16 protein-coding genes are annotated in these 18,064 nt (G+C 63.1%); 3 read left to right on the top strand and 13 right to left on the bottom strand.

What is annotated here, in order from left to right; translation table 11 throughout:
* The 13 genes from lpxA to rpsB form a co-directional block, all read right to left on the bottom strand.
* Positions 1-777 (bottom strand): acyl-ACP--UDP-N-acetylglucosamine O-acyltransferase, encoded by a 777-nt coding sequence (lpxA, locus tag ACJA3S_RS05850; RefSeq protein WP_406821137.1) that lies wholly within the window; start codon positions 775-777, stop codon positions 1-3.
* On the bottom strand, positions 774-1,214 hold the full coding sequence (gene fabZ, locus ACJA3S_RS05845) for a 3-hydroxyacyl-ACP dehydratase FabZ (protein ID WP_028634990.1): 441 nt from the start codon (positions 1,212-1,214) through the stop codon (positions 774-776). Before fabZ ends, lpxA begins: the two co-directional genes overlap by 4 nt.
* Positions 1,215-1,328: 114 nt before the next feature.
* Positions 1,329-2,384 (bottom strand): UDP-3-O-(3-hydroxymyristoyl)glucosamine N-acyltransferase, encoded by a 1,056-nt coding sequence (gene lpxD, locus ACJA3S_RS05840; protein WP_170028653.1) that lies wholly within the window; start codon positions 2,382-2,384, stop codon positions 1,329-1,331.
* A 1-nt stretch (position 2,385) separates the two neighbouring features.
* Entirely contained in the window at positions 2,386-2,889 is a 504-nt protein-coding gene (locus ACJA3S_RS05835; RefSeq protein ID WP_015269197.1) for an OmpH family outer membrane protein, read from the bottom strand.
* Between the two features lie 44 nt (positions 2,890-2,933).
* The gene (gene bamA / locus ACJA3S_RS05830) at positions 2,934-5,282 is read right to left on the bottom strand and encodes an outer membrane protein assembly factor BamA (protein WP_406821136.1); all 2,349 of its coding nucleotides are present in this window, start codon (positions 5,280-5,282) and stop codon (positions 2,934-2,936) included.
* Positions 5,283-5,355: 73 nt separating this feature from the next.
* Entirely contained in the window at positions 5,356-6,708 is a 1,353-nt protein-coding gene (gene rseP, locus ACJA3S_RS05825) for an RIP metalloprotease RseP (protein ID WP_406821135.1), read from the bottom strand.
* A gap of 71 nt (positions 6,709-6,779) precedes the next feature.
* Positions 6,780-7,970 carry a 1-deoxy-D-xylulose-5-phosphate reductoisomerase gene (gene ispC, locus ACJA3S_RS05820; RefSeq protein ID WP_406821134.1) on the bottom strand — a complete coding sequence of 397 codons (1,191 nt, stop codon included), beginning with the start codon at positions 7,968-7,970 and terminating at the stop codon, positions 6,780-6,782.
* Positions 7,967-8,782, bottom strand: coding sequence for a phosphatidate cytidylyltransferase (locus ACJA3S_RS05815; protein ID WP_170028649.1), 816 nt, complete (start codon positions 8,780-8,782; stop codon positions 7,967-7,969). Before ACJA3S_RS05815 ends, ispC begins: the two co-directional genes overlap by 4 nt.
* Positions 8,782-9,537, bottom strand: coding sequence for a polyprenyl diphosphate synthase (uppS, locus tag ACJA3S_RS05810; RefSeq protein WP_170028648.1), 756 nt, complete (start codon positions 9,535-9,537; stop codon positions 8,782-8,784). Before uppS ends, ACJA3S_RS05815 begins: the two co-directional genes overlap by 1 nt.
* Positions 9,538-9,552: 15 nt before the next feature.
* The gene (gene frr, locus ACJA3S_RS05805; protein ID WP_170028647.1) at positions 9,553-10,110 is read right to left on the bottom strand and encodes a ribosome recycling factor; all 558 of its coding nucleotides are present in this window, start codon (positions 10,108-10,110) and stop codon (positions 9,553-9,555) included.
* Positions 10,107-10,850: a UMP kinase gene (gene pyrH / locus ACJA3S_RS05800; RefSeq protein ID WP_003252294.1), complete on the bottom strand. Its 744-nt coding sequence runs from the start codon at positions 10,848-10,850 to the stop codon at positions 10,107-10,109. The genes frr and pyrH overlap by 4 nt, the downstream gene beginning before the upstream one ends.
* Positions 10,851-11,031: 181 nt before the next feature.
* Positions 11,032-11,895, bottom strand: a complete 864-nt coding sequence (tsf, locus tag ACJA3S_RS05795) for a translation elongation factor Ts (RefSeq protein ID WP_406821133.1) — start codon at positions 11,893-11,895, stop codon at positions 11,032-11,034.
* A 187-nt stretch (positions 11,896-12,082) separates the two neighbouring features.
* Positions 12,083-12,820, bottom strand: a complete 738-nt coding sequence (gene rpsB, locus ACJA3S_RS05790) for a 30S ribosomal protein S2 (RefSeq protein WP_046616139.1) — start codon at positions 12,818-12,820, stop codon at positions 12,083-12,085.
* A gap of 415 nt (positions 12,821-13,235) precedes the next feature.
* Here rpsB and map point away from each other — a divergent pair, with 415 nt between their 5' ends.
* From map to dapC, 3 genes are read left to right on the top strand one after another with little or no spacing between them, the layout of a single operon-like run.
* The gene (gene map / locus ACJA3S_RS05785) at positions 13,236-14,018 is read left to right on the top strand and encodes a type I methionyl aminopeptidase (RefSeq protein WP_170028645.1); all 783 of its coding nucleotides are present in this window, start codon (positions 13,236-13,238) and stop codon (positions 14,016-14,018) included.
* Between the two features lie 43 nt (positions 14,019-14,061).
* Positions 14,062-16,764 carry a [protein-PII] uridylyltransferase gene (locus ACJA3S_RS05780; RefSeq protein ID WP_406821132.1) on the top strand — a complete coding sequence of 901 codons (2,703 nt, stop codon included), beginning with the start codon at positions 14,062-14,064 and terminating at the stop codon, positions 16,762-16,764.
* A 30-nt stretch (positions 16,765-16,794) separates the two neighbouring features.
* On the top strand, positions 16,795-17,991 hold the full coding sequence (gene dapC, locus ACJA3S_RS05775; protein ID WP_406821131.1) for a succinyldiaminopimelate transaminase: 1,197 nt from the start codon (positions 16,795-16,797) through the stop codon (positions 17,989-17,991).
* The last annotated feature ends 73 nt before the right edge of the window (positions 17,992-18,064 follow it).

The following is an 18,064-nucleotide window of genomic DNA, read 5'->3' as shown; positions in this document are numbered from 1 at the left end:
TCAGCGGGTGATGCCGCGGGCAGAGGTCACGATCGACTGACGGAACAGCTCGACCTCAGGGTGCTGGGCAGCCAGATCGTGCAGTTCCTTGAGCGCGTCTTCGACGGTCAGGCCCTGGCGATAAACGATCTTGTAGCAACGGCGCAGCACATGGATCACCTCGTCGCTGAAACCGCGCCGGCGCATGCCTTCGAAGTTCATGCTGCGCGCTTCCGCCGGGCTGCCGAACACGGTGACGAAGGCCGGTACATCCTTGCCGATCGCCGTGCCCATGCCGGAAAACGCGTGGGCGCCGATATGGCAGTACTGGTGCACCAGGGTGTAGCCGGACAGAATCGCCCAGTCGCCCACGTGCACATGGCCGGCCAGCGCCGTGTTGTTGACCAGGATGCAATGGTTGCCGATGACGCTGTCGTGGCCGATGTGGGCATAGGCCATGATCAGGTTGTGGTCACCCACGGTGGTTTCCGCGCGGTCCTGGATGGTGCCGCGGTGGATGGTCACCCCTTCGCGGATGACGTTGTGGTCACCGATCACCAGGCGCGTCGGCTCACCCTTGTACTTGAGGTCGGGTGTGTCTTCGCCGATCGAGGAAAACTGAAAGATACGGTTGTGCTTGCCGATGCGGGTCGGCCCTTTGAGCACAACATGCGGGCCGATAACAGTGCCCTCCCCGATTTCCACATCGGGGCCAACGATCGACCAGGGGCCGACCTCGACGCCATCGGCCAGCTTGGCCGAGGGATCGATAATGGCCCGAGGATCAATCGAATTCATAGGGAGCGTTCCGCGCAGGTGATCTCGGCCGAGCAAACCGGCTTGCCGTCGACCAGCGCACGGCACTCGAACTTCCAGATCATGCTCTTGCGGCTGAGGAACTTCGCCTCCAGCACAAGCTGGTCACCCGGCAGTACCGGCTGACGGAAACGCAGTTTGTCGGAACCGACGAAGTAGTACAGGGTGCCGTCGGCAGGCTTGGCATCCAGCATCTTGAAGCCGAGGATGCCGGCTGCCTGGGCCATGGCTTCGATGATCAGGACGCCCGGCATGATCGGGTGCGCCGGGAAATGGCCATTGAAGAACGGCTCGTTGATGCTGACATTCTTGTAGGCACGAATGCTCTGGGCCTCGTAGTCCAGATCCGTCACGCGGTCCACCAGCAGGAACGGGTAACGGTGAGGCAGGTATTCGCGAATCTCGTTGATGTCCATCATTTCGGGGGGGAAGCCTGTAATAAGAATAGGGAGCGCAGGTGCTGACCACACGCTCCTTTTGCAATCCAAAGAGGAGCCAGCTAGCGACTGTTCACTCTTGCTCAGGGAATGGTATCAGCCTTCTGATGTCGGCTGGCCACCTGAGGTCACGGTATCGACGCGTTTTTCCAGCTGCTGGAGACGCTTGGCCATGTCGTCCAGGTGGCGGATACGCGCGGCGCTCTTGCGCCATTCAGCCAATGGCTGCATGGCAGTGCCGGAAGAATAGGCACCCGGTTCGGTGATTGAACGGGTCACCATGGTCATTCCAGACACGAAAACGTTATCACAGACATCGATATGCCCCACCATGCCGACACCGCCGGCAATGGTGCAATGCTTGCCGATGCGGGTACTGCCGGAAATGCCGACGCAGGCGGCCATGGCCGTATGCTCACCGATCTGCACGTTGTGGGCGATCTGGATCTGGTTGTCGAGCTTGACCCCGTCAGCGATGCGCGTGTCCGACAACGCACCACGATCGACCGCAGTGTTGACGCCGATTTCCACATCATCACCGATGGTCACGCCGCCAATCTGGGCGATCTTGCGCCACACGCCCTTCTCGTTGGCAAAGCCGAAGCCTTCGCCGCCGATCACCGCGCCCGACTGGATGACCACGCGCTTGCCGATGGTCACGTCATGGTACAAGGTGACCCGTGGCGCCAGCCATCCACCTTCGCCGATCACGCAACGGGCACCGACCACGCAGTGTGCACCCACGCTGACATTGGCGCCGATGCGCGCGCCGCTCTCGATGACCGCGAACGGCCCGATGCTGGCGCTGGCATCCACCTGCGCGTCCTCAGCCACCACGGCGCTGGGATGAATACCCGCCACAGCCTTGGGTTTGGGGTCGAACAGGTGGGAAATGCGCGCGTAGGCGAGGTACGGATCGGCGACGATCAGTGCATTGCCGGCAAAGCCTTCGGCGTCCGCCGCCTTGAGCAGCACCGCGGCCGCCTGGCTGTCGTCCAGGTATTTGCGGTACTGCGGGTTGGCGAGGAAGCTCAACTGACCGGGGCCAGCCTCCTGCAAGGTGGCCAGCCCGGTAATCTGCAGCGCCTCGGGCCCCTTGAGGGTAGCGCCGAGGGCCTCGGCCAGCTGGCCTAGCGTCATGGTCACGGTCATATCAACGGGCTTGGTTCATGCGCTCGATGACTTGGCGGGTGATGTCGTACTGAGGTTTGACATCGATGACCGCACCACGCTCGAGGACCAGGTCGTAACCACCTTTCTTGATCACTTCCTCGACAGCGCCATCCAGCTTCGGCTTCAGCTGCTTGAGCATGTCGCGGTCGGCAACGGCCTTGGCTTCGTTCAGTTCCTTGGACTGGAACTGGAAGTCACGGGCCTTCTGCTTGAATTCGAGCTCCAGGCGCTCACGCTCCTGCTGCTGCATCTTGTCGCCACCTTTGATCAGGCGGTCCTGGATGCCCTTGGCACTGCTTTCCAGGCTTTTCAGCTTGGTCAGTTGCGGGCCGAACTTCTTCTCGGCATCCACCGCGTATTTCTTGGCGGCGTCCGATTCCAGCAGGGCCATCTGATAGTTCAGGACGGCAACCTTCATTTCGGCGAAAGCCGGGGTGGCGACCAGCGCCGCGGCCACTACGGCCAGTTGAGTCAACTTACGCACGATGCACTCCTGGATAAACCGTTGTCATTAAGCGAGGGCCGACCTCAGAAGGTCTGGCCCAGAGAGAATTGGAACACCTGCGTGTCGGCATCGTCCGGCTTCTTGACCGGCATCGCCAGGCTGAAGCTCAACGGGCCCAGTGCAGTAATCCAGGTCACGCCCAGGCCGACCGAACTGGCCATGCCCGAGAACCCGACCTTCTCGCAATCAGGCTGGTTGCCGCAATTGGTGTCGAACACGTTACCCACGTCCCAGAACACGGAGGTGCGCAGCGAACGCTGGTCCTTGACGAACGGCAGCGGGAACAGCAGCTCGACACCGCCTTGCACCAGCACGTTACCACCGAACGGCAACGGATCCTGGTCCGGGTCCTTGATGGTGCCAGGCCGCGTACCGTCGCTCGGGGTACTGCGCGGGCCCAGGCTGCTGTCCTTGAAGCCACGCACGGAGTTGAAGCCACCGGCGAAGTAGTTCTCGTAGAACGGCAGGCCCGAGGTGCTGCCATAACCGTCACCATAACCCAGCTCGGTGTGCAGGCGCAGGGTGTAGTCGTTGGTGATCGGCTTGAACAGCTGGCCACGGTAGTCGAGCTTGAAGAACGACAGGTCGCTGCCCGGAATGGTGGATTCCAGGGTCAGGCTTTGCGAGTGACCACGGGTCGCCAGCACGCCTTTGTTCAGGGTCGATTCCGACCAGCCGATCGAGGCCTTGAAGTTGAGGAAGTTGTCGCCCTCCTCTTCGAGGAAGTCGAAGATCTCGTCAACGGTGTACTTGCCGGTCTTGATCTTGTCCTGCTGCACGCTCAGGCCATAGGTCAGACGCGAGGTTTCGCTGATCGGGTAGCCCAGGCTGACGCCGGCACCGTAGCTGTCCACCGCATAGCTGGCCACGTCGACGTCGAGGTCATCGTAGTCGGTGCTGCGGTAGAAGGCGTTGTAGCCCAGGCTCACGCCATCGGCAGTGAAGTAGGGGTCGACGAAGCCGAAGTTGTAGCGGGTCTGGTATTCCGAACGGGTCAGGCCGATCGACACCTTGTTACCGGTACCGAGGAAGTTGCTCTGGCTGATCGAACCACCGAGGATCAGGCCGGCGCTCTGGGCGAAACCGACGCTGGCGGTGATCGAGCCGGAAGCCTGCTCTTCCACGCTGTAGTTGACGTCGACCTGGTCATCGGTGCCCGGCACCGGTGGGGTCTCGACGTTGACTTCCTTGAAGAAGCCCAGGCGCTCCAGGCGGGTCTTGGACTGGTCGATCAGGTAGGTCGAGGCCCAGCCACCTTCCATCTGGCGCATTTCGCGGCGCAGTACTTCGTCTTCGGTCTTGGTGTTGCCGCGATAGTTGATGCGGTTGACGTAGGCACGCTTGCCCGGGTCGACCACGAACATGATGTCGACGGTGTGATCTTCATCGTTCGGCTTCGGCACGCCGTTGACGTTGGCGAAGGTATAGCCTTCGTTACCCAGGCGACGGGTAATCAGGTCGGAAGTGGTGGTCATCACCTTGCGCGAGAATACCTGGCCTGGCTGCACCAGCAGCAGCGACTTGACCTGGTCTTCCGGCACCTTCAGGTCACCCGACAACTTCACGTCGCGAACGGTGTACTTCTCGCCCTCGTTGATGTTGACGGTGATGTAGACGTGCTTCTTGTCCGGGGTGATGGACACCTGGGTGGAGGCGATGTCCATGTTGATGTAGCCGCGGTCCAGGTAGTAGGAACGCAGGCGCTCCAGGTCACCGGAGAGTTTTTCGCGGGCATACTTGTCGTCGTTCTTGAAGAACGACAGCCAGTTGGTGGTCTTCAGCTCGAACAGCTGCGCCAGGGTCTCGTCGTCGAACACGTTGTTGCCAACGATGTTGATGTGCTGGATGGCGGCGACGGTACCTTCGTTGATCTTGATCTTCAGCGCCACACGGTTGCGCGGCTGCGGCACCACCTCGGCGTCGACTTCGGCCGAGTAGCGGCCCTGCGCCACATACTGGCGCTGCAGCTCGTTACGCACGCCTTCGAGGGTGGCGCGCTGGAAGATTTCGCCTTCGGCCAGGCCGGACTGCTTCAGGCCCTTCATCAGGTCGTCGGTGCTGATCGCCTTGTTGCCTTCGATCTCGATGCTCGATACCGACGGGCGCTCAACCACGTTGATGATCAGGACATTGCCATCGCGGTTCAGCTGGATGTCCTGGAAGAAGCCGGTCTTGAACAGGGAACGGGTCGATTCCACCAGGCGGCGGTCATCGGCCTGGTCACCGACGTTCAGCGGCAGCGCACCGAACACACTGCCGGCGGAAACCCGCTGCAGGCCGTTGACGCGGATATCGGAGATGGTGAAGGACTCGGCGTGAACTTCAGCGATCATCAGTGCGGACATGACCGCAGTTAGCAGCAGACGTTTCATGAAGTCCTTTTATTCCAACTGGCAATAAACAACCCGCCGCGACAAAACGACGGGTTCGCAATTGAGCGAAGCTTTATAGTCGACCCAGATCGTTGATCAGGGCGAGCAACATCACCCCTATGACCAAACTGATACCGATCTGGACCCCCCAACCTTGCACCCGATCCGACAGCGGACGACCGCGCGCCCACTCGACCAGGTAAAACAGCAAATGCCCCCCATCCAGAACCGGGATGGGCAGCAGGTTAAGAACCCCCAGGCTTATGCTCAGGTAGGCCAGGAAATTCAGGAAATCCCCCACGCCGGACTGGGCTGAAGCGCCCGCCACTTTAGCAATGGTTATCGGTCCGCTCAAGTTTTTTACCGAGAGCTCCCCGAACAGCATTTTCTTCAGCGATTCAAGGGTCAGGACGCTCATGTTCCAGGTTCGCGACAAGCCCTCACCCACCGCGTCCAGCGGGCCATAGCTGACTTCGCGGAGCATGCTGGCAGGCCACTCGCCACCTTTTACCCCGGCACCAAGATAGCCACCAGCAGCCTTGCCCTCGCCCTTGCGTGCCAGGGTCACCGGCAGCTCCAGGGCAGCGCCGTCACGCTCGACACGCACCACAACCTGGGCTTGCGGGCGGGCGCGCACGGCATCGACCACCTGCTGCCACTCGTTCACGGCAATACCGTCGAGGGCCAGCAGCTTGTCACCGGTTTTCAGCCCGGCAGCGGCAGCCGGCCCCTTCGCGTCGATTTCAGCCAGCACCGGCACGATCGCCGGGCGCCAGGGCTGCAGGCCGAGGGACTGGATCGGGTCCGGTTCGTCGGCCCCCTTGAGCCAGCTGTCCAGTTTCACCTGCAGCTGGCGCTCGGCAGTGGCGCCCTCGTCACGCACCCCCACCTGCAACGTGCCGCTCTCGCCCAGGCGCCGGACCAGCTGCAGGTTGACCGCCGACCAGCCATTGGTCGGCTTGCCGTCGATGGAGACGATTTCCTGACCTGCGGTCAGGCCTGCCGATGCTGCCAGGCTGCCCGCTTCGACGGCGCCGATCACCGGACGGACCTGCTGGGTACCCAGCATCGCCAGCACCCAGAAGAACAGGATGGCCAGCAGGAAGTTGGCCACCGGGCCGGCCGCGACGATGGCGATGCGCTGGCGCACGGACTTGCGGTTGAACGCCTGGTCGAGCAGCGCCGGCGGCACCTCGCCCTCGCGTTCGTCGAGCATCTTGACGTAGCCACCCAGCGGAATCGCCGCGACCACGAACTCGGTGCCATGGCGATCATGCCAGCGCAGCAACGGCGTGCCGAAGCCCACCGAGAAGCGCAGCACCTTGACCCCGCAGCGACGTGCCACCCAGAAGTGGCCAAATTCATGGAAGGTGACCAGCACCCCCAAGGCCACGAGGGTGCCGATAATCATGTAGAGCGCTGTCATATCCATCTCCGAATGATGTTCAGCGGGCCGGCGTCATGCCCAGCCCCCTCATGAACCGTGGTGGGCCTGCATCAGCGAGCGTGGCGCCTCAGCCATTCACGGGAAAGCTCCCGGGCGCGCTGGTCGGCGGCGAACACCGCGTCCAGCGACGGCAGCGGCACGACGGGCTCCTGATCGAGCACCTGTTCGATCATACGCGCGATCTCCGGGAAGCGGATACGCCGCTGGAGAAATGCCTCGACCGCAACTTCGTTGGCGGCATTGAGCACGGCTGGCGCGCTGTTGCCGGCCTCGGCAGCCTGCCGCGCCAGGCGCAGGCAAGGGAAGCGCTGTTCGTCGGGCGCCTGGAAATCCAGACGGGCGATGGCGAACAGGTCCAGCGGGGCCACCCCGGAGTCGATCCGCTCCGGCCAGGCCAGGGCGTTGGCAATCGGCGTGCGCATGTCCGGGTTACCCAGCTGCGCCAGTACCGAGCCGTCCACGTAGTCCACCAGGGAGTGGATCACGCTTTGCGGATGCACCACCACCTCGACCTTGGCCGGCGCCGCATCGAACAGCCAGCAGGCCTCGATCAGCTCCAGGCCCTTGTTCATCATGCTGGCGGAGTCCACCGAAATCTTGCGCCCCATGGACCAGTTGGGGTGCGCGCAGGCCTGCTCCGGGGTGACATCCAGCAGCGCCTCGACGGGCGTTTCGCGGAACGGGCCACCCGAGGCGGTCAGCAGGATCCGGCGCACGCCGACGGCATTCAGGCCACGCGCGTAGTCACCAGGCATGCACTGGAAGATCGCGTTGTGCTCGCTGTCGATCGGCAGCAGCACAGCGCCACTGCGGCGCACCGCGTCCATGAACAGCGCGCCGGACATCACCAGCGCCTCCTTGTTGGCCAGCAACACCTTCTTGCCCGCCTCGACCGCGGCCAGGGTGGGACGCAAGCCGGCAGCACCGACGATGGCCGCCATTACGGCGTCGACTTCCGCCGCGCAAGCCACCTGGCACAGCCCGGCCTCGCCTTCCAGCACTTCGGTGGCGCAACCTGCCGCAGCCAGGCCTTCGCGCAGACGCACGGCAGCCTCCGCCACCGGCACCACGGCAAACGCCGGGCGATGGTGCAAACACAGGGCCAGCAACTCGTCGATACGCGAATAGCCGCTCAGGGCGAACACCTGATAGCGGTCAGGATGGCGCGCGATGACATCCAGCGTGCTCAGGCCGATGGAGCCAGTGGCGCCGAGCACGGTAATGCGCTGCGGACGGCTCACATCACACCCCATTCCGCAGCCCACAACAGCACGGCGAAAATCGGGATGGCCGCCGTCAGGCTGTCGATGCGGTCCAGCACCCCGCCATGGCCGGGCAGCAGGTTGCTGCTGTCCTTGATGCCGGAGCGGCGCTTGAACATGCTTTCGGTCAGGTCACCGACCACCGACGACATGACCACCAGCGCGGCACCCAGCAGGCCCAGCAGGATCTGCCCAACGCTCCAGTCGCGGCTGATGCCGACCACCGCCGTGATCGCCAGGCTGACCGCCAGGCCGCCATACACGCCTTCCCAGCTCTTGCCCGGGCTGACCTGCGGGGCCAGCTTGCGCTTGCCAAAGGCACGACCAGAGAAATACGCACCAATATCGGCGGCCCATACCAGCACCATGACCGACAGGATCAGCCAGTTACCCAGCGACCAGTGCTTGAGCAGCACCAGGCCCTGCCAGGCCGGCAGCAGCACCAGCAGGCCGATCAGCAGCCGGCAGGCGGCACTGGCCCACAACTCGCTGCTGCGCGGGTAGGTCAGCACCAGCCAGGTGGCCAGCCCCCACCAGATCACCGCCGCGCCGAGCACCCAGGGCGCCAGCTCGGGGAGGATATACAGCAGCATCAGCGCCCCGGCGACTACCACCGCATAGGCGATGCGCAGCGGCTGGGCCATCAGCCCGGCCAGGCGTGCCCACTCCCAGGCGCCGAGGGTTACCACAAAGCCGATGAACAGGGCGAAATCCCCGCCATTGAGCAGGAAGAAGCCACCCAGCGCGATCGGAAGCAGGATCAGCGCGGTAATGATGCGTTGTTTAAGCATTAAGCACGAGCTCCAGCCTCGACCTGCTCGCTGGTCTTACCGAAGCGGCGCTGGCGCGAAGCGAAATCGGCCAGGGCGTTGCGCATGGCCTCGTGTTTGAAGTCCGGCCAGTACAGGTCGGAGAAATACAACTCGGCGTAGGCCAGCTGCCACAGCAGGAAGTTGCTGATGCGGTGCTCACCACCGGTGCGGATGCACAGGTCCGGCAGCGGCAGCTCGCCGGTTGCCAGGCAGGCCTGCAGCAGGCCTGGGGTGATGTCCTCCGGGCGCAGGTGCCCGGCTTGCACTTCCCGCGCCAGCCGCTGGGCGGCCTGGGCGATGTCCCACTGGCCACCATAATTGGCCGCGATCTGCAGGATGAAACGGTTGTTGCCGGCGGTCAGTGCCTCGGCCTCGCGCATGGCAGCCTGCAGCTCCGGGTGGAAACGTGAACGGTCACCGATGATACGCAGGCTGATGTTGTTCTCGTTCAGCCGCCTGGCCTCGCGACGCAGGGCCGAGAAGAACAGCTCCATCAGCGCACCGACCTCTTCGGCGGGGCGCTGCCAGTTCTCGCTGGAGAACGCGAACAGGGTCAGCACCTCGACCCCGGATTCGGCACACACTTCGATGACCGCGCGAACGGCGTCGACACCCGCCTTGTGCCCGGCAACGCCGGGCAGCAGGCGTTTTTTCGCCCAGCGGTTGTTGCCATCCATGATGATCGCGACATGACGCGGCACCGTGGACGGCACCGCTGGCTTGGTCTTTTCCATTAAAAAACCCCGGCCTTAGACGGCCATCAGGTCCTTTTCCTTGGCTTTGAAGGCGGCATCGACTTCGGCAACGAACTTGTCGGTCAGCTTCTGGATCTCGTCAGCGGCGCGACGCTCTTCGTCTTCGCTGATTTCCTTGTCCTTGGTCAGCTTTTTCAGGTCGGCCAGGGCATCGCGGCGCACGTTGCGCACAGCAACCTTGGCATCCTCGGCAACGCCGCTGGCCTGCTTGGTGTAGCCCTTGCGGGTTTCCTCGGTCAGGGCCGGCATCGGCACACGAATGGTGGTACCGGCGCTGGACGGGTTCAGGCCCAGGTCGGAGGTGAGGATGGCCTTCTCGATGGCAGCGCTGAGGTTCTTGTCGTGGGCGACGATCTTCAGGGTGCGGGCATCTTCGACGGTGATCGCGGCCACCTGGTTCAGCGGCATCTCGCTGCCCCAGGCCGGGACCTTGACGCTATCCAGGATGCTTGGGTGAGCGCGACCGGTGCGGATTGCCGCCAGGTTGCGACCCAGGGCCTCGAGGGACTTGGTCATGCGCTCCTGCGCGTCTTTCTTGATGTCGTTGATCATGCTTGGCCTTCCTCGATCAGAGTACCTTCAGCGCCACCCACCACGATGTTCAGCAGGGCGCCAGGCTTGTTCATGTTGAATACCCGCAATGGCATCTTGTGGTCACGGCACAGGCAGATTGCGGTCAGGTCCATTACACCCAGCTTGCGATCCAGCACCTCGTCGTAGGTCAGGTGATCGAATTTCTCGGCGTGCGGGTCCTTGAATGGATCGGCAGTGTACACACCATCGACCTTGGTCGCCTTCAGCACCACGTCGGCATCGATTTCGATGGCGCGCAGGCAGGCCGCGGAGTCGGTGGTGAAGAACGGGTTGCCGGTACCGGCGGAGAAAATTACCACATCCCCGGAGTTGAGGTGGCGAATAGCTTTGCGACGATCGTAATGATCGGTGACGCCGACCATGGAAATGGCCGACATGACCAGGGCCGGGATGTTCGAGCGCTCCAGCGCGTCGCGCATGGCCAGGCCGTTCATCACGGTGGCCAGCATGCCCATGTGGTCACCGGTGACACGGTCCATGCCGGCTGCGCTGAGCGCGGCACCGCGGAACAGGTTGCCACCGCCGATCACCAGGCCAACCTGGACACCGATGCCTACCAGCTGGCCAACTTCGAGGGCCATGCGATCCAGCACCTTCGGGTCGATCCCGAAGTCTTCCGAGCCCATCAGGGCCTCGCCGCTAAGTTTGAGCAAAATGCGTTTATAGCGAGGTTGGCGACCACTCACCTGCTGAGCCATTGCGAGTCTCTCCTGCGGCGTACTTTTAGAAAATTCGTGCGGGCTGTTTTCAGCCTGCTAACTGTAGCGTGGCACCGCTTCGGTGCCAGCGAAGAGGAAGTCGGATAAACCCCTCTCCGTTTTGACAAAGAGGCTGCGCGCGTGAGCGGGCAGCCTCTTTGGGGCGACAGACGGGGCTGTCTTACTGCTTGGCAGCAGCAACCTGAGCGGCAACTTCTTCAGCGAAGTTGTCGACTGGCTTCTCGATGCCTTCGCCGACCTTGAAGTAGGTGAAGGAAACGATTTCAGCACCGGCTTTCTTGGCCAGCTCGCCAACCTTGACTTCCGGGTTCATGACGAAGGCCTGTTCGACCAGCGAGGCTTCGGCCAGGAACTTCGAGATACGACCCTTGATCATGTTCTCGACGATGTTTTCCGGCTTGCCGGCGATCTTGTCAGCATTCAGCTGCAGGAATACGCCCTTCTCGCGCTCGATGGCTTCGGCCGAAACTTCCGACGGCAGCAGGAACTCAGGGTTCGAAGCTGCAACGTGCATGGCGATGTTCTTGGCCAGCTCGACGTCGCCGCCTTTCAGGACAACGGCAGCGCCGATCTTGTTGCCGTGCAGGTAGGCACCGACCACGTCACCTTCAACGCGCACCAGGCGACGGATGTTGACGTTTTCGCCGCACTTGGCGACCAGCGCTTCACGCGCAGCTTCACGCGAAGCGATCAGCGGAGCGGCGTCGGTCAGCTTCTGGGCGAAGGCTTCTTCGAGGCTGTCGGCTACGAAAGCCTTGAAGTCGTCTTGCAGGGCCAGGAAGTCGGTCTGCGAGTTCACTTCCAGCAGGACGGCGGATTTACCGTCGGTCTTGACGGCGATAGCGCCTTCAGCAGCGACGTTGCCAGCCTTCTTGGCGGCCTTGATGGCGCCCGAGGCACGCATGTCGTCAATGGCTTTCTCGATGTCGCCGCCGGCCTTTTCCAGGGCCTTCTTGCAATCCATCATGCCTTCGCCGGTACGCTCGCGCAGTTCTTTGACCAGCGCTGCAGTAATTGCTGCCATTTCAAAATCCTCTTGGAAAGTTTTTCAACCATTCCACCCGTTGCTCACGGGCGTTCAATTCTGCAAATCCACTGTGTCTATCTCAGCAGGGCCCATGATGCGGGGCCGATGCTGACAGCAGGATTTCAAGGTGGCAAAAAGGGGGCAGAGCCCCCTTTTTGCGTGCCAAGTCGACGCTAGCGTCTAATTACTCGGCAGCAGGTGCAGCCGCTTCTTCAGCGTAAACTTCGGTGCCGCCGGCAACGTTGTTGCGGCCACGGATGACTGCGTCAGCCATCGAAGTCATGTACAGCTCGATAGCGCGGATGGCGTCATCGTTACCTGGGATGATGTAGTCAACACCTTCCGGGCTGCTGTTGGTATCGACAACGCCGATAACCGGGATGCCCAGTTTGTTGGCTTCGGTGATCGCGATGCGCTCGTGATCAACGTCGATAACGAACAGAGCGTCAGGCAGACCGCCCATGTCCTTGATACCGCCCAGGCTGCGATCCAGTTTTTCCAGGTCGCGGGAGCGCATCAGGGCTTCTTTCTTGGTCAGCTTGGCGAAAGTGCCGTCTTCGGCCTGGGTTTCCAGGTCGCGCAGACGCTTGATCGAAGCGCGGATGGTCTTGTAGTTGGTCAGCATGCCGCCCAACCAACGGTGGTCAACGTATGGCGAACCGCAACGAGCAGCTTGCTCGGCGACGATCTTGCCAGCGGAACGCTTGGTGCCGACGAACAGGATCTTGTTCTTGCCCTGGGCCAGGCGCTCTACGAACGCCAGGGCGTCGTTGAACATCGGCAGGGTTTTTTCCAGGTTGACGATGTGGATCTTGTTGCGCGCGCCGAAAATGTACTTGCCCATTTTCGGGTTCCAGTAACGGGTCTGGTGGCCGAAGTGCACACCGGCCTTCAGCATATCGCGCATGTTGACTTGGGACATGATAGTTCCTTGATAAGTCGGGTTGGGCCTCCACGTATCCCAATGACCAACCCGCGAATTCTGCAACTCGGGGCACCCAGGTCATCGTGTCGACACGTGTGTGGGTTAAGTACTGACGGGGTCGTCCCCGAAAGCGGCGCATTTTATACCACAGACAGCGGCCGAACGGAACCCGGATACTGTTGCGTCCGTCAGCGGCTTTTGCAGCCCCCCGCCAAACAGGCCAGAATGGCCCCATGGAGAGATGGCAGCGTCCGCCAGGGTAACGCAGTTCCCCTGGGCGCTGGGTTGCCGGCGATGGGCTGCACGGCAGCCCAATTCTGCGATGTTATCCCGACCGATCGGCGCCCTGCTCTGCTAGAATCCGGCCTTTCCCGTTTGTTCGCGCCGCATGCGGCGCTGTAGAGAGCCTGTAATGACCGTCACCATCAAGACCGCAGAAGACATCGAGAAGATGCGCATCGCCGGCCGCCTGGCCGCCGAAGTGCTGGAAATGATCGAAGAACACGTCAAGCCCGGTGTCACCACCGAAGAGCTGGATCGCCTGTGCCACGACTACATCGTCAACGTCCAGCAGGCCATCCCGGCACCGCTCAACTACAAGGGCTACCCGAAGTCGATCTGCACCTCGATCAACCATGTGGTCTGCCACGGCATCCCCAACGACAAGCCGCTCAAGGACGGTGACACGCTGAACATCGACGTCACCGTGATCAAGGACGGCTACCACGGCGACACCAGCCGCATGTTCCATGTCGGCACCGTGCCGGTATGGGCCGAGCGCCTGTCCAAGGTCACCCAGGAGTGCATGTACAAGGCCATCGAGCTGGTCAAGCCGGGCTGCCGCCTGGGCGACATCGGTGAAGTGATCCAGAAGCACGCGGAAAAGAACGGTTTCTCGGTGGTCCGCGAGTTCTGCGGCCACGGTATCGGTAAGGTGTTCCACGAAGAGCCACAGATCCTCCACTACGGCCGCGCCGGCACCGGCATGGAACTGAAGGAAGGCATGACCTTCACCATCGAGCCGATGATCAACCAGGGCAAGGCCGACACCAAGGTGCTGGGCGACGGCTGGACCGCCATCACCAAGGACCGCAAGCTCTCGGCCCAGTGGGAACATACCCTGCTGGTGACCGCCACCGGCTACGAGATCTTCACCCTGCGCAAGGACGACACCATCCCGCGCACATCGGCCTGAGCGTACTCAGCCAACGGCCACCCCTCGACAGGAACCTGACGCGATGCCCCAGGTGGATCCCGAGCTGTTCGACCGCGGCCAGTTCCAGGCGGAACTGGCCCTCAAGGCGAGCCCCATCGCCGCCTTCAAGAAGGCCATCCGCCAGGCCGGCGAGGTGCTCGACAGGCGTTTTCGCAGCGGCGGCGAAATCCGCCCGCTGATCGAGGCCCGCGCCTGGCTCGTCGACAATATCCTGCAGCAGGCATGGAACCAGTTCGACTGGGGCGACCACAGCGGCATCGCCCTGGTCGCGGTGGGCGGCTACGGGCGCGGCGAGCTGCACCCGCATTCGGACATCGACCTGCTGATCCTGCTGGGCGCCGCCGAACACGAGCAATACCGCGACGCCATCGAACGCTTTCTTACCCTGCTGTGGGACATCGGCCTGGAAGTGGGCCAGAGCGTGCGCACCGTCGACGAGTGTGCCGAGCAGGCCCGCGCCGACCTGACGGTCATCACCAACCTGATGGAAAGCCGCACCATCGCCGGCCCCGAGGCCTTGCGCCAGCGCATGCTGGAGGTGACCGACACCACGCACATGTGGCCGAGCAAGGACTTCTTCCTGGCCAAGCGCGCCGAGCTCAAGGCCCGCCACCACAAGTACAACGACACCGAGTACAACCTCGAACCCAACGTGAAAGGCTCGCCCGGTGGCCTGCGCGACATCCAGACCGTGCTCTGGGTGGCCCGCCGCCAGTACGGCACCCTAAACCTGCATGCGCTGGCCGGCGAAGGCTTTTTGCTGGAAAGCGAGAACGAGCTGCTGGCCTCTTCCCAGGACTTCCTGTGGAAGGTGCGCTACGCCTTGCACATGCTGGCCGGGCGCGCCGAGGACCGCCTGCTGTTCGACCATCAGCGCAGCATCGCCGCGCTGCTGGGCTACAGCGACGACAACCCCAAGCGGGCAATCGAGCAGTTCATGCAGCAGTACTACCGGGTGGTGATGAGCATCAGCCAGTTGTGCGACCTGATCATCCAGCACTTTGAAGAAGTGATCCTCGCCGATGACGGCAGCGGCACTACCCAGCCGCTGAATGCACGCTTCCGCCTGCATGATGGCTATATAGAGGCCACCCGGCCGAACGTGTTCAAGCGCACCCCGTTCGCCATGCTGGAAATCTTCGTGCTGATGGCCCAGCACCCCGAGATCAAGGGCGTGCGCGCCGATACCGTGCGCCTGCTGCGCGAACACCGGCACCTGATCGACGACACCTTCCGCACCGATATCCGCAATACCAGCCTGTTCATCGAGCTGTTCAAGTGCGAAATCGGCATCCACCGCAACCTGCGGCGGATGAACCGCTATGGCATCCTCGGCCGCTACCTGCCGGAATTCGGCCTGATCGTCGGGCAGATGCAACACGACCTGTTCCACATCTACACGGTCGATGCGCACACCCTCAACCTCATCAAGCACCTGCGCAAGCTGCAGTACACGCCGGTGTCCGAGAAATTCCCGCTGGCCAGCAAGCTCATGGGGCGCCTGCCCAAGCCCGAGCTGATCTACCTGGCCGGGCTGTACCACGACATCGGCAAGGGCCGCCAGGGCGACCACTCCGAGCTGGGCGCGGTGGATGCGCAGAAGTTCTGCGAACGTCACCAGTTGCCGGCCTGGGACAGCCGCCTGATCGTCTGGCTGGTACAGAACCACCTGGTAATGTCGACCACCGCCCAGCGCAAGGACCTGTCCGACCCGCAGGTGATCAACGACTTTGCCCTGCACGTGGGCGATGAAACACGCCTGGACTACCTGTACGTGCTGACCGTGGCCGACATCAACGCCACCAACCCCAGCCTGTGGAACTCGTGGCGTGCCAGCCTGCTGCGCCAGCTGTACACCGAGACCAAGCGCGCGCTGCGCCGCGGCCTGGAAAACCCGCTGGACCGCGAAGAGCAGATCCGCCAGACCCAGTCCGCAGCGCTGGACATCCTGGTGCGCGAGGGCACCGACCCGGACGACGTCGAGCAATTGTGGGCACAACTGGGCGATGACTACTTCCTCAAGCACACCGCCGCCGACGTGGCCTGGCACAGCGACGCGATCCTGCAGCAGCCGGCCGACGGCGGGCCACTGGTGCTGATCAAGGAAACCACCCAGCGCGAATTCGAAGGCGGCACGCAGATCTTCATCTACGCCCCCGACCAGCACGACTTCTTCGCCGTGACGGTGGCCGCCATGTCGCAGCTGAACCTGAACATCCACGACGCGCGGATCATCACCTCGAGCAGCCAGTTCACCCTCGACACCTACATTGTGCTGGACAACGATGGCGGCTCGATCGGCGACAACCCGCAGCGGGTCAAGCAGATTCGCGACGGCCTGACCGAAGCGCTGCGCAACCCCGAGGACTACCCGACCATCATCCAGCGCCGGGTGCCACGCCAGCTCAAGCACTTCGACTTCCCACCGCAGGTGACCATCCTCAACGATGCCCAGCGGCCGGTAACCATACTCGAGATCACCGCGCCCGACCGCCCAGGCCTGCTGGCGCGGCTCGGGCGGATCTTCCTGGAGTTCGACCTGTCGCTGCAGAATGCCAAGATCGCCACCCTTGGCGAGCGGGTGGAGGACGTGTTCTTCATCACCGACGCCGACAACCAGCCGCTGTCCGACCCACAGCTGTGCAGCCGCCTGCAGGAGGCCATCGTCCAGCAGCTGCAGGCCGGCCAGGCCAGCGATACCAGCCCTACCCGCGTGACTTTTTAACGACTAGACGATTGACGAGACCTTGCGCCGATGAACCAAGCCCTGACCCAGCTTCAGCCCTACCCGTTCGAGAAACTCCGCGCCCTGCTGGGCAGCGTGAAGCCGGCGGCGGACAAACGCGCCATCGCCCTGTCGATCGGTGAGCCGAAGCACGAATCGCCGGCGTTCGTCGCCCAGGCCATGGCCGACAACCTCGACAAGCTGGCGGTCTACCCCAGCACCATCGGCCTGCCCGCCTTGCGCCAGGCGATCGGCCAGTGGTGCGAGCGCCGCTTCGGCGTACCGGCCGGCTGGCTGGACGCCGAGCGGCACATCCTGCCGGTCAACGGCACCCGCGAGGCGCTGTTTGCCTTCACCCAGGCCGTGGTCAACCGCGCCGATGACGGCCTGGTGGTCAGCCCCAACCCGTTCTACCAGATCTACGAAGGCGCAGCACTGCTGGCCGGTGCCACCCCGCACTACCTGCCGTGCCTGGAGAGCAACGGTTTCAACCCCGATTTCGACGCCGTGCCGGCCGAGGTGTGGCAGCGTTGCCAGATCCTGTTCCTGTGCTCGCCGGGCAACCCCACCGGCGCGCTGGTGCCGATGGCCACCCTGAAGAAGCTGATTGCCCTGGCCGACCAGCACGACTTCGTGATCGCCGCCGACGAGTGCTACAGCGAGCTGTATTTCGACGAAGACGCCCCGCCACCGGGCCTGCTGACTGCCTGTGCGGAACTCGGCCGCAGCGATTTCAAGCGCTGCGTGGTGTTCCACAGCCTGTCCAAGCGCTCCAACCTGCCGGGCCTGCGTTCGGGCTTCGTCGCCGGGGATGCCGAGATCATCAAGCCATTTTTGCTGTACCGCACCTACCATGGCTGCGCCATGCCGGTACAAACCCAGCTGGCCAGCATTGCCGCCTGGCAGGACGAGGCACATGTGCGCGAGAACCGCGACCAGTACCGCGCCAAGTACGATGCCGTGTTGGATATCCTGCAGCCGGTGCTGGACGTGCAGCGCCCGGATGGCAGCTTCTACCTGTGGGCCAAGGTACCGGGTGGCGATGCCGAATTCACCCGTGACCTGTTCGAGGCGCAGCATGTAACGGTGGTGCCGGGCTCTTACCTGTCGCGCGAAGTGGATGGGGTGAACCCGGGCGCCGGGCGCGTGCGCATGGCGCTGGTCGCGCCGCTGGCCGAGTGCATCGAGGCAGCGGAGCGGATTCGCGAGTTCCTGCAGAACCGTTGACCGGCCTGGGGCGCTTTGCGCCCCTCTGGCGAGACCAGGCCGCTGCTACAGGGGGACGCAAGATACCTCTGGC

The organism is Pseudomonas sp. KnCO4, from assembly GCF_045344305.1.
Lineage (GTDB): Bacteria > Pseudomonadota > Gammaproteobacteria > Pseudomonadales > Pseudomonadaceae > Aquipseudomonas > Aquipseudomonas anuradhapurensis.
Note: the sequence above shows the minus strand (reverse complement) of the source record. Positions and strands in the feature narration are given on the sequence as shown.